Origin of the sequence: Bacillus sp. FJAT-44742, assembly GCF_002797315.1 — a bacterium.
Lineage (GTDB): Bacteria > Bacillota > Bacilli > Bacillales > Marinococcaceae > Thalassorhabdus > Thalassorhabdus alkalitolerans.
In genome coordinates, this window is the sequence record NZ_KZ454936.1 from 1,486,403 (window position 1) to 1,499,333 (window position 12,931).

A 12,931-nucleotide genomic window follows, 5' to 3' on the forward strand; every position below is an offset into this window, starting at 1 on the left:
TCTCACAATAAATATAGCCAGCTCTCTAAACGCTTATTTTGTAAGCGTTTTCTTCTTGGCATAAAACTTGCAATGTATAAAAGCAGAAGAAGACTGCTGAGATTCTGCGCCGTAATTCTTACTTATCTTAAAGGAGGAACAAAGATGGAAACTTCTAAAATTGAAACTCAAGGAATTACGTCAGAAAAAGCCAAGAACATGTACCAAAAGATGTGTGAAATCCGTCATTTCGAAGATACGGTTCATGAAGTTTTTGGTAAGGGCATTATCCCTGGTTTCGTACATCTTTATGCTGGTGAAGAAGCAGTAGCTGTTGGTGTTTGTTCCCACTTAACAGACAGTGACAGTATTACTAGTACTCACAGAGGGCATGGACATTGTATTGCAAAGGGTTGTGACTTAAACGGTATGATGGCTGAACTGTACGGAAAAGCCACAGGCTTATGTAAAGGGAAAGGAGGCTCTATGCATATTGCCGATGTGGAGAAAGGGATGCTTGGAGCCAATGGAATTGTTGGCGGAGGATTTCCACTGGCTGCAGGAGCAGGTCTTACCGCAAAACTGAAAAAAACAAATGATGTTGCAGTCTGCTTCTTTGGGGATGGAGCCAATAATCATGGAACCTTTCACGAAGGGATTAATTTAGCTGCCATTTGGAATCTGCCTGTAGTATTTGTTGCAGAGAATAATGGTTTTGCAGAAGCCACTCCATTCCATTATGCTTCCAGCTGTAAATCTATCGCCGATCGTGCAGCAGGATATAACATCCCTGGAGTGGTTGTCGATGGAAAAGATACTGTTGCTGTGTATAAGGCAGCCCAAAAGGCTGTAGAAAGAGCAAGAAGGGGAGAAGGACCGACTCTCATTGAATGTAAAACCTATAGAAACTACGGTCACTTTGAAGGCGATGCTCAAACGTATAAAGGAGAAGAAGCAGACAAGCATTTGAAAGAAGAAGATGCAATCCTTAAATTCCGCCAATATATGCTTTCAAGCGAGCTTGCGGATGAAAAGCAACTCAATGCTATAGATGAAAGGGCCAGAAAGGCAGTAGAAGAAGCAGTAGCCTTTGCAGAACAAAGCCCCATGCCTGACTCAGAAGACCTGTTAAAAGATGTTTACGTATCTTATAAATAATCTCATTCATTTCTTAATAGAAGAAATGAAGACATCACGGGATGTACAAACTTTTGCCGCCCTCAGTTTAAAAAGAATAAATAAGTAAGGAGTGAGTGGAAATGTCTAGAATTATTACTTTTGCCGATGCCATAAATGAAGCTCTTCAGCAAGCGATGAGAAAAGATGAAAGCGTTATCTTAATGGGAGAGGATGTAGCAGGTGGGGCAAACGTCGATCACTTGCAGGATGAGGAAGCATGGGGAGGAGTGATGGGAGTCACGAAGGGTCTTGTGCAGGAATTTGGACGGGACCGGATTTTAGACACTCCTATTGCAGAAGCCGGTTATGTAGGGGCAGCTGTCACTTGTGCCGCAACCGGGATGCGTCCCGTAGCTGAGCTGATGTTTAATGATTTCATAGGAAGCTGCCTTGATGAAGTAATGAACCAGGGGGCAAAGCTTCGATATATGTTTGGCGGGAAAGCAAAGGTTCCTCTTACGATTCGTACAATGCACGGTGCGGGGTTTAGGGCAGCTGCCCAGCATTCTCAAAGTTTATATGGAATGTTTACGGCAATTCCTGGAGTTAAAGTTGTAGTTCCCTCCACTCCGGCTGAAGCAAAGGGTCTCCTGCTGGCAGCTATTGAAGATGATGACCCTGTCATTTTCTTTGAGGATAAAACTCTATATAACGTTAAAGGCGAAGTTCCTGAAGAATATTTCACGTTGCCGATTGGAGAGGCTGACATAAAAAGGGAAGGGACAGACTTGACAATTGTGACTATAGGGAAACAGGTAAATACAGCTTTAGAGGCTGCTCAAAAACTGTCAAGTAAAGGAATAGAAACGGAAGTTGTGGATCCTAGAAGTCTTTCTCCTTTAGATGAAGAAACTATTTTACAGTCGGTGGCAAAAACAAATCGTTTGATTATTATTGATGAAGCAAACCCTCGGTGCAATGTAGCTACTGATATTTCAGCTATGGTAGCTGACAAAGGGTTTGATTATTTGGATGCACCAATCAAAATGATCACGGCTCCACATTGTCCAGTTCCATTTTCTCCTGCCCTTGAGGATATTTATCTCCCATCATCACAAAAAGTTCTTCAGGTTGTGGCTGACCTGATTGATGATGAATCAGTTGTGGCTCTGTAATGTTAATTTCTTCAGATAAGAGTGTGTGCCGGCATGCTCTTATCTCTATACTTACCTACCACAAAAGGGGTGACAATATGGCTGTTGAAATAATAATGCCTAAGCTTGGGATGAGTATGTCTGAAGGTACAATTGTTGAATGGTTAAAAAAAGAAAACGAAGAGGTAAAAAAAGGAGATCCCGTCGTTTCCATCAGTTCAGATAAGCTTGAGAAAGAGCTTGAAGCCCCGGAAGATGGAATTATCCAATTCGCCGCTAAAGAAGATGACGTTATCGCTGTTGGTGAAGCGATTGGGTATGTGGGGGCAAAAGGGGAAGAAATTACAAAAAAAGACACACAGGCAAACGGTGCGTATGAAGAAGCTGGAGCGGCCCTTGAAAGTCCAGCCGAGGAAGATCATAAAGAAACAAAAGACAAGCAGGAAGCGTTTACTTCTCCAAGCAGACGAGTACGTATTTCCCCTGCTGCAAAGAAATTGGCTAAAACCAAAGGAGTGGATATTGAAACAGTTCAAGGATCAGGGCCTCAAGGCCGGATTACAAAAGAAGATGTAAATAAAGTTATTGAAGAACTTGAGCAGCATAATAAAAACAGGCAAGCGCCAGCAAAAGAAAACCCGGTAAGGAATGAGTCAGAAAAGAAGCCTTCTGTGGAGGCGAAGCCTATCAGCGGGATGAGAAAGATAATTGCACATAGAATGCATGAAAGTCTTCAATCAACGGCTCAGCTAACGATTATGAGAAAAGCAGACATTACTCCATTACTGGACCTGCAAAGCAAGCTGAAAGAAGAGAAAGAAAGAGTACCAGACATGCCAAAGCTTACATTAACGGATTACATTGCAAAAGCGGTTGTTCTCTCCTTGAAAAATCATCAAGAGATGAATAGTACAATGATTGATGGAAAAATTTACGCTCAGAGTGACATCCATTTGGGCATCGCAACGTCTCTAGACTCAGGCTTAATGGTTCCTGTTGTTACTAATGCTGGTAACCTGTCACTCGGTCAAATATCAAGTAAAATAAAAGAACTCAGTCAAAAAGCAAGGGGTGGGAGTATAGATAATCAGGAACTTCAAGGATCTACTTTTACCATTACAAATTTAGGTGCATCGGGTGTTGAATACTTTACACCTATTTTAAACCCACCTGAAACCGGAATTCTCGGAGTCGGCTCTATTCAGGAAGCTGTAATACTTCGTGACAATCAACCCATTACACAAAAGTATCTCCCTTTAAGCTTAACATTTGATCACAGGGTAGTGGATGGTGAACCAGCGAGTCGTTTCCTCGATTTTGTTATTAAGAAACTTTCTGTCCCCCATCACCTTCTATTCTCATAAGCATGGGGGAGCATTGAACGTTCCTGAACATTAAGGGCTGGCTTCAGCCCTTATCTTTCTTTCTATTTCAAAGGAAAAATTAGACTGCATGGTATGACGAGGTTCTGCCTTATTTACACAACATACTGAAAAAATCGCCATCATTTTCCCTTTTACATAGAAAGAATGTGGAACTTGAGCAGGAAAGTAGTAAGTTAGTTCAGAAACTACTAAACTGAAGAGGAAACAGATAATAAAGGAGTGTGACATTCATGGCAGAAAAAATGTTTACAGCAAGTGCGGTGGCAGAAGGCGGAAGGAATGGACATGTCAAATCAGAAAACGGGTTGATTGATCACAAACTAGTAATGCCTCAAGGAAAAGAGTCTTCATCCGACGGCACGAATCCCGAGCAGCTTTTTGCAGCTGGGTATGCTGCATGCTTTGATGGCGCCCTTAATCTTATTGCTTCAAAAGCAAATAAGGAAATCGATTCAAAGATAGAAGCAGAAGTGAGTTTATTAAAAGATCCAGAGGATGACGGCTTTAAAATTGGTGTCACTTTAAATGTATCTATAAACGGAGTGTCACAAGCTGATGCTGAAGAGTTAGCAGAAAAAGCTCATGAATTCTGCCCGTATTCTAAGGCAACAAGAGGAAACATCGATGTAGATTTAAAAGTTAAAGCTGAATAAGAATAAGAAGGTGGGGTTGTCTTAAAAGTTTATCTTTTAAGCACAGCCCCATTTTTATTGTAAACTCTCCAAAACTGGGCAAGATAATGCTAAAAAGCAAGGAGATTAGTTATGACCACCATCCGCCTTGGGTATGTAGCAATGAGCACTCAATTAGTGAATGCTTCTCCATCGCAAACCGTAACGTTTGCCCAATTTAAACAAATAAAAAACAAAGAAGCAGCCATACGAAAACTGGGAAGGGTGGGAGTTTCCAATTTAGATAGCTGTATTCGTATACTAAAGCATAATATCAGCCACGATATCCAATTTTTTCGCTTAAGTTCGAGACTTGTTCCTTTAGTCAATCACCCTGAGATTGGACATTGGGACTATATGACCCCTTTGCGTGATAAGCTTTCAGAACTAAAAACGCTAATTAAGAAACACCAAATGCGGGTGGGGTTTCACCCGGATCACTTTGTCGTTTTAAACAGTGAAAACAAAGAAGTGTTTGTAAACTCGCTTCGTGTTCTTCAGTACCACTTACATTTACTGAAGGGAATGGGAATTCATCCGGTGCACCGCTGTGTTCTGCATGTGGGTGGGAGATACAATGACAAACAACAAGCATTGGAAACATTTATTGAAAACTGGTCTTTCATTCCAAAGCAGATTCAGGAAATGATTATTCTTGAGAACGATGACACAGTCTTTACCGCTGAAGACACGTTGTATTTATGCGAAAAGCTGAACATTCCCATGGTGTTTGATTATCACCATCATCTAACAAATGATGGCGACCGTTCATGGGAGGACCTATGGGACAGAATAGTGAAAACGTGGGAGCATTCCCCGCTGCCAGTAAAAATGCACATATCCAGCCCAAAGACCGAGAAACAACCGAAGGCTCATCATGATTATATTGATTCAAAACCATTTTTTTCTTTTCTCGGACAAATTAACGGATCTGTCAAAAATATTGATTGTATGATAGAAGCCAAAATGAAGGATGAAGCTTTATTTGCCTTAATGAGAAATGTGCAAAAAGATGATACGTTTCAGGTTTTAAATGGCAGTACATTTATGGTAAAATAATTTCTTTGCAAAATGCCTGTATGGGTCTTTTCTTTCCTTAGTGACCCGAATATGTTATAAATAGTGGTAATTATTCAATGCTTTCGTCGTTAGGAGTTGGAGACATGACAGATAGTAAAGGCAGCATTACGTCAAACCCTTCCATTGCAGTAAATGACGTTCAATTTAACTGGGATACCAAAGAAGGACGTTTTCAGTTTGCTGGTAATGATGTGGTATTGTTCTGGATAGAGTCAGCTATGAAAAGTTTTCTGGATACAATTCAGGAGGTATCCGGGGATGAAGCAGCCGAGGTTGTACTTGAAACCACAGGCTACAGAATGGGGACGAACGTCAGTGACTTTTTTAAACAAACAAATGTTGAAGAAGTAGTGAAAATGCTTCCTAAAGTATACGGTGCTGCCGGATGGGGAAAGGTGACATTTAAAGAATTTTCGGTTGAGAATAAAACAGCAGTCATTCAAGTGAAAGACAGCTGGGAATACAAAGTAATGAAAGAGCAAGGAAAAAACAGGCCCGGCTTATTTTTACCAGGGCATTGGGCAGGAGTCCTTAGCGGTCTTTTTGAGGATAATATCTGGTATAAGATAAATAAATCACAGATCCTTGGCGATGAATACAGTGAGTACATATACAATGCTTCTTCTATTACTCCTTCCCAAAACATACATGATTTATCAAGAAAAGAAGAACAGTCTCAGATCAGCAAGCTTGAAGAAATGGTTCTGGACAGGACAAAAGAATTATCAAATCTAGTAAAAGAAATTTCCTCTCCTCTTATACCGGTTTTGGATGACATAGTGGTGATTCCCCTATTAGGAAGCTATGATGAAAACCGCTCAAATGAGCTTCTTGAAAAAACACTTTCCAAGCTGCCTGAATTTAAGGCCAGATATTTAATTCTGGATTTAACCGGACTTCATGGCGATGTTAATGAATATACTATAGCACTTATTCATAAGTTAACCGAAACGACATCTTTACTGGGCACGGAAAGTATTCTAGTAGGGATGTCACCTGAATTAAGTATTCAAATGACGAAATTCGGCTTTCGCGTGGAAGAAAAGAAATTGCATTGTTTTTCCACTTTAAAACATGCTATTTTTTATTCACTGTCTCAGCAGGGCAAACAAATTATCTAGGTTAGGTTTGGAAAACAGGTGATGAACTCACCTGTTTTTTGTATATAAAGCCTTTATGTTTGGAAGAATGTTCCTATAAGTGAATGTTTATCTATAGGAGGGGTTTACTTGAAGGAACCTGAAAAGCATAATCAAAATGCAGAGGAAACACTGACTAATCGTCAGGGCCACCCAGTAACAGATAATCAAAATGTAAGAACTGTAGGGAATAGAGGCCCAACGACTCTTGAAAATTATGATTTTCTTGAAAAAATAAGTCACTTTGATCGTGAAAGGATTCCTGAAAGGGTTGTACATGCCAGAGGTGCAGGAGCTCATGGATATTTTGAGGCTTATGGGACCGTAGGTGATGAGCCAGCATCAACATATACACGTGCCAAGCTTTTCCAGGAGAAAGGGAAACAAACTCCTGTATTTGTTAGATTCTCCTCTGTCATTCATGGTGGGCATTCACCTGAAACATTAAGAGATCCAAGAGGTTTTGCAGTGAAATTTTACACAGAGGACGGAAATTGGGACTTAGTCGGCAATAATCTTAAAATATTTTTCATCAGAGACCCTCTAAAATTTCCTGACCTGGTACATGCGTTTAAGCCTGATCCTGTAACTAATATACAAGATGGTGAGAGAATTTTTGATTTTGTTTCACAATCTCCAGAAGCCACTCATATGGTTACCTTCTTGTTCTCTCCTTGGGGAATACCAGCCAATTATAGACAGATGCAAGGGTCCGGGGTAAATACTTATAAATGGGTCAATAATGAAGGAAAAGCTGTTCTTGTTAAATATCACTGGGAGCCCAAGCAAGGAATTCGCAACTTAACACAGGCAGAAGCTGAATCTATCCAATCAAAAAACTTTAATCATGCGACCCAGGACCTTTTTGAAGCGATAGAAGAAGGAAACTTTCCGGAATGGGAGCTGTTTGTGCAAATATTAAGTGATGAGGATCACCCTGAACTGGACTTCGATCCCCTTGATCCTACAAAGCTATGGTATAAAGAAGAGGTACCATGGCAGCCAGTAGGCAAAATGGTATTAAATAAGAATCCAGAAGATTATTTTGCAGAAGTCGAACAGGCTGCTTTTGGAACTGGCGTATTAGTAGATGGATTAGATTTCTCCGATGATAAGCTGTTGCAAGGAAGAACCTTCTCCTATTCTGATACACAGCGGTACCGAGTAGGATCTAACTATCTACAATTACCGATTAACTCACCAAAAAAGGGCGTAGCAACCAACCAGCGAGGCGGGCAGATGGAATACAAGGTGGATAAGGGCAAAGCTCAAAATCCTCATGTAAACTATGAACCGTCTATCATTGGGGGACTGCAGGAAGCAGACCAAGCAGGGAAAGAACATACTCCTTATGTAGAAGGAGAATTAAAAAGAGAGTCCATTGATCGTACAAATAACTTTGGTCAAGCAGGGGAGACATACAGACGACTTAGTGACTTTGAAAGAAATGAATTAATATCAAACCTTGTCGATACTTTGAAACCTTGCCGGGAAGAAATTCAAAATCAAATGATAGAAAACTTCAAAAAAGCGGATCCAGAGTATGGAAGAAGAGTAGAAGAGGGTCTTAGAAGAAAGAAGGAAGATGAAAACTCTTCTCACAGAAATCCAATGGGTGCCACTAATGGGGAGGAAGCAGTAAAACAGGCAGAAGACATTAGCCATCCTTCTGACCCCTATTAATCATAAGTTCCCTGTAAAACTAATAAAGTAAGGCTGTTGAAAATTTCTTTCAACAGCCTTTTATTTATGAAAAAAATGCAACTTGAGTCCCCTAAGAGGGGATTTTTCTGTAAAGAGGAAAATCTTCAAAGAGAGAAGAATATATTAGCATTACCTTAACGAAAAGAGAGAAGCTGAAATTATGGAAGGAACCTGGAACCTGTTCAACATTTCATTCAAGTTGAGTGAATAAAAATAAAAAAGGAGCTAGTAAATTTGCGAGTAACTAGAATAAAAAACGTTTATCAATTAAGTTTTATGCCGCGCGTATTCCCTGTCAATTGCTATTTAATCGAAGAAGAAAAAGGTCTGACCTTAATTGATGCTGCATTACCTTATAGTGCAGATAAGATAATGCAATCGGCCGCAACAATTGGAAAGCCTATTAAACAAATTCTTTTAACACATGCTCACGGGGATCATGTTGGAGCATTGGACAGGCTGAAAGAGATCTTGACTGACGTTCCTATAATGATGGCTAAAAGAGAGGAAAAGATACTTAAAGGCAGCAAAGAATTAGAACCAGGTGAACCTAGCCAGCCCATTCGAGGGGGAGTACCTAAGAATGTTAAAGCTGTTCCTGATATCTATCTCAAAGAGGGAGATCACGTAGGCTCCTTGACTGTAATTTCTACCCCTGGCCACACACCTGGCTCTCTATCCTTTTTAGATAAACGAGACAATATTCTAATTGGCGGGGATCCTTTTCAGACAAGAGGGGGGATGGCTGTAAGTGGCGATTTGCGCCTTTCTTTTCCCTTTCCTGCTTTGGCAACATGGAATAAACAAGAAGCAGTCAAAAGTGCCAAGAAGATTGCTGCCTATAGACCATCTGTACTCGCGGTCGGGCATGGAAAAATGGTCCATAATCCATTAAAAGACATTGAAAGAGCGATAATGAAAGCTGAAAAAAGTATTAAAAAAGTGGTTCTAAGTCAAATGTTGGGGTGGGAGCTTTTTGCTCCTGCCCCTTTATCCTACTTGAATGGTCTTTCCTTTTACCTGATGATGTAATAGGACTCTCATACGCAGACGGTCGTAACGCTTAAAACCAAACGCATTTCGTTTGATTACCTTGGTTTGGTTGTTTAATCCTTCGATTGGCCCGTTGGTATACCCAAACGTAAAACTGTTTAGGATTTCCGTTTGCCAATTTTGGAGGGTTTGAACCACCTTTATAAATTCTTTCATGCCAGAAGCCTTTACCTCACGGTAAAAAGCATAGAGTCCTTCTTTTATGATCCTCCCATTGGAAGAACCAACAGCTTTCGCTTGATCAAACCAGCCCCGAAACATTTCTTTCAGCCGGTAGGCGCTCCGTAACTCCTCGGATAAACCCAAGTATCTCTCCAAATACCAGTGCTGCTTCTCGCTCAGAGCTTCGTACCGTTTGTTAAACACGTGTTTCATTCGTTTACATTTCTTTCGATCATACTCATGAAAGTCTTTCTGCACTCTTCTTCTCACACGATCCAAAGCCCAAAAGACATACCGGCAAAAGTGAAAACGGTCCGCGATGATCACAGGGTTTCCTAAGGCTTTCTGTACGGCAGATTTGAAGGGATAACTCATATCCATCACCACCATTTCCACCTTGTTTCCTTTTTGGCGTAAATACTGTTTCACCGTCTCCACCTTACGGTCAGGAAGAATATCCAAAGGTTCAGCGGTCTTCCCATTGGCAATGATGACCTGAAACTTCCCTTGATCGGTATCTCCTTTATATTCATCGATCGCAATGACTTCAGGAAGTTCTGTGACTTCTCGAAACATGGGAGAAGAAATGGCATCAAATCGCCTCATGGCAGTAGAAGCAGACGTTCGAAACTGTTGCGCTGTATCCTTGAAGTTTTTCCCCTGAATGATGCGCAGCCCAAACGCTTGATTCCATTCCACGCTGTGACGCTGATATCGTTGGACAAAGCGAGTGGACTCGGCAAACCGTTTCCCGCAGGAACAGGCGTAACGACGCTTTCGATAAAATACATACGTGTTTCTCTCAAACATCTTCAAGTGCTGTACTTTTTGAGTGCGGTAATCATGAACACGTTTCGTCCGCTTTCCACAATCGGGGCAGCGTTGGGCTTTTCGTTCCATCTCCACGTGGAGATGGAACGAATCCCCTATCGTTTCTGTTTTCTTTATGATCATTTCTTCAAACCCGGGAATATTCATGATAAAATGCATGTACACGCAACTCCTATCCTTATTCTTGTTTCTCGACAATTCAAGTGTAAAGGATATCGGAGCTTGCGTGTTTTTTAATAGCTAATTTTTCTAAAACCCCAACAAATAGTGTAGAGCCAAAAAAGTGGTATCTCAATAGTCTAACTTTTGAGATACCACTTTTTATTACGGGATTTCAAATCTAGTGAAGAGGATAAAAACTTGTTTTCAAAAGGCCAGCTAAACTGAGATTCTGCATAATCCCATGCTTGGAGTCAGGTGGGCTGAATTTCCAAAGGGATTTTGCCAAACTGCTCTGCATCTTCTAGGCGTCTCATAGCTTCTGCTGTGTGAGATAACGGAAAGACCTGATCAATGACAGGTTTAATTTGGTAACGATTAATAAAATAAAGCATTTCTCTTAACTCATCTCGGCTTCCCATAGTGCTTCCAAGGAGATTAAATTGGCCGTAAAATAATGAGCGGAGATTAAGGGTGACTTCATCTCCTGCCGAAGCACCAAACGTAACCAAAGTTCCTCCTTTTCTTACTTGACTGAGTGTCTTATTAAAGGTAGCAGCTCCGATAGTTTCAATGGCAATATCTGCTTTTTCACCATGCAGTGCTTTATCCCAGTCGCCGCTGCTGTCAATCGCTATATCCGCTCCAAGCTCTAATGCTTTTCTTCTTTTTTCCTCAGAGCGAGAAGTAACGATCACCCGGGCTCCTATCGCTTTTGCAAATAAGAGTAAAAATGTTACGGCTCCGCTTCCAACACCGGGCAGGAGAATAGTATCTGTTCTTTTAATCTTAGCCCTCGTAAACAGAGCCCTGTATGCAGTGAGAGCTGACAAAGCCAGCACCCCGGCTTCTTCCCAGGTCAAATGCTCTGGTTTTTTTTCGATATACTCTTGAGAGATCGTAATGGTTTCTGCAAATGTACCGTGATCCGGTAATCCCAGAACCTTATACCCTTCAGGGGGAGCATCACTTTTTGTAAGCCACCCTAAACTTGGGTTGATAATGACAGAGTCTCCTTCAGAAAACCTCGTAACTTCCGGCCCTGTTTCTTCAATGACTCCAGCGCCATCTGATCCCAGAATCAGAGGAGGGTCCTGTTGGTTATGACGCTCAAGCACGAACAAATCACGGTGGTTTAAACCAGCATATTTCAGTTTCACTTTTACTTCGCCTTTTTTGGGAACAGGGGCCGTATGTTCTGTATATCTTGCCCCCTCTAACCCGGCAGCCCCTTCATGGACAAAAGCTTTCATAGCGGTTCCTCCTTCTTGCCGTTCAAATAGAAGTTTTATTCAAAGTCTGCTATCACTATTTTTCCGATCGTCCGGCCTGACTCGATCATCTTGTGAGCTTTCTGGAGGTTATTTGCATTAATCGGTGAAAGAATAGTATCTACAGTAGTTTCGAGCTTTTTATCATCAAGGAATTTGCTCACTTTATTTAAAAGCCTGTATTGTTCAATCATGTCACCTGTTTTATACAAAGGACGAGTAAACATAAATTCCCACGAAAAGGTTACACTTTTATTTTTTAAAAGGGTTAAGTCTAGATGCTTGTCGGTTTCAACAATTGAACAGATGTTGCCTTGTGGAGCAATGGCATCAGCCATGTTTTCCCAATGCTGATCGGTCGAATGTAAACAAAAAATATAGTTTACTCCGTTATGGATCCCTAACTCTGTAAGCTGAGGCAAAAATGGCTCATGGTGGTCAATAATAAAATCAGCTCCGCGATCCATTGCCCACTTGGATGACTCAGGCCTGGAAGCTGTGCCGATCACTTTTAACCCTGCCATCTTTGCAAGTTGAACGGCAATAGAGCCGACTCCGCCAGCCGCTCCAATGATGAGGATGGATTTGCTGGCATTTTTTCTTGGATCCATTTTAACGCCGAGTCGGTCAAATATTCCTTCCCAGGCAGTGATTGTAGTTAACGGGAGAGCGGCTGCCTCTGAGTAACTAAGAAGGACTGGTTTGTGGCCGACAATTCTTTCATCCACCAAGTGGTACTCGCTATTCCCGCCTTGTCGATCGATACTCCCTGCATAATACACTTCATCTCCTGGTTCAAATAACGTGCAGTCAGGCCCGACTTCATCGACGACCCCGGCAACATCCCAGCCAAGAATGCGTGGCTGTTCTTCAATATTTTCTTTTGGTGCTCTTACTTTTGTATCTACTGGATTGACAGACACTGCCTCTACCTTTACAAGAATTTCTCTCTCTTTGGGCACTGGTTTGTCAACCTCAATATCAAGGAGGCTTTCTTCATGGTCAATTGGTAAATATTTATATAATCCTACCGCTTTCATGCACTCTCACCCCATCTAATTAAATGATGCCAAGCATTTGTTTCTTCAAAGACTACTACAACACGGTTCATTGCTTCAACAGTTACGCCTTTTCCTCTTACCTTCTTCTCCTAAAAAAGTGTTCCACCTGCTTAAAGAGATCATTCCATTTTATAACTTTTTTACGTAATAATTAGCAACATAA

The 12,931-nt window shown here is 41.2% G+C and carries 10 protein-coding genes and 1 pseudogene; 8 read left to right on the forward strand and 3 right to left on the reverse strand.

Features of this window, described 5'->3' with window-relative positions:
• Positions 1–144 precede the first annotated feature (144 nt).
• The 8 genes and pseudogenes from CEF17_RS07390 to CEF17_RS07425 form a co-directional block, all read left to right on the forward strand.
• Positions 145–1,137, forward strand: coding sequence for a thiamine pyrophosphate-dependent dehydrogenase E1 component subunit alpha (locus CEF17_RS07390; protein ID WP_100398966.1), 993 nt, complete (start codon positions 145–147; stop codon positions 1,135–1,137).
• A 101-nt stretch (positions 1,138–1,238) separates the two neighbouring features.
• Positions 1,239–2,273, forward strand: coding sequence for an alpha-ketoacid dehydrogenase subunit beta (locus CEF17_RS07395; RefSeq protein ID WP_100398967.1), 1,035 nt, complete (start codon positions 1,239–1,241; stop codon positions 2,271–2,273).
• Between the two features lie 77 nt (positions 2,274–2,350).
• The gene (locus CEF17_RS07400; protein ID WP_100398968.1) at positions 2,351–3,616 is read left to right on the forward strand and encodes a dihydrolipoamide acetyltransferase family protein; all 1,266 of its coding nucleotides are present in this window, start codon (positions 2,351–2,353) and stop codon (positions 3,614–3,616) included.
• Positions 3,617–3,867: 251 nt separating this feature from the next.
• Entirely contained in the window at positions 3,868–4,290 is a 423-nt protein-coding gene (locus CEF17_RS07405) for an organic hydroperoxide resistance protein (RefSeq protein WP_100398969.1), read from the forward strand.
• Between the two features lie 111 nt (positions 4,291–4,401).
• Positions 4,402–5,367, forward strand: a complete 966-nt coding sequence (uvsE, locus tag CEF17_RS07410) for a UV DNA damage repair endonuclease UvsE (protein ID WP_100398970.1) — start codon at positions 4,402–4,404, stop codon at positions 5,365–5,367.
• A 104-nt stretch (positions 5,368–5,471) separates the two neighbouring features.
• Positions 5,472–6,509: an STAS domain-containing protein gene (locus CEF17_RS07415; protein WP_100398971.1), complete on the forward strand. Its 1,038-nt coding sequence runs from the start codon at positions 5,472–5,474 to the stop codon at positions 6,507–6,509.
• A gap of 108 nt (positions 6,510–6,617) precedes the next feature.
• Complete coding sequence (gene katX, locus CEF17_RS07420; RefSeq protein WP_232725450.1) at positions 6,618–8,210, forward strand: catalase KatX; 1,593 nt, start codon at positions 6,618–6,620, stop codon at positions 8,208–8,210.
• Between the two features lie 255 nt (positions 8,211–8,465).
• Positions 8,466–9,170 (forward strand): annotated as a pseudogene (locus tag CEF17_RS07425) (MBL fold metallo-hydrolase); the annotation flags it as partial.
• Between the two features lie 51 nt (positions 9,171–9,221).
• Here the strand turns inward: CEF17_RS07425 and CEF17_RS07430 are convergent.
• The 3 genes from CEF17_RS07430 to CEF17_RS07440 all read right to left on the reverse strand — a co-directional run bounded on the left by CEF17_RS07430 (position 9,222) and on the right by CEF17_RS07440 (position 12,747).
• Complete coding sequence (locus CEF17_RS07430) at positions 9,222–10,442, reverse strand: ISL3 family transposase (RefSeq protein WP_100398974.1); 1,221 nt, start codon at positions 10,440–10,442, stop codon at positions 9,222–9,224.
• A 248-nt stretch (positions 10,443–10,690) separates the two neighbouring features.
• A complete protein-coding gene (locus CEF17_RS07435; RefSeq protein ID WP_100398975.1) occupies positions 10,691–11,689 on the reverse strand; it encodes a zinc-binding dehydrogenase in 999 nt (332 codons plus the stop codon).
• 35 nt (positions 11,690–11,724) lie between these two features.
• The gene (locus tag CEF17_RS07440) at positions 11,725–12,747 is read right to left on the reverse strand and encodes a zinc-binding alcohol dehydrogenase family protein (RefSeq protein ID WP_100398976.1); all 1,023 of its coding nucleotides are present in this window, start codon (positions 12,745–12,747) and stop codon (positions 11,725–11,727) included.
• Between the last annotated feature and the right edge of the window lie 184 nt (positions 12,748–12,931).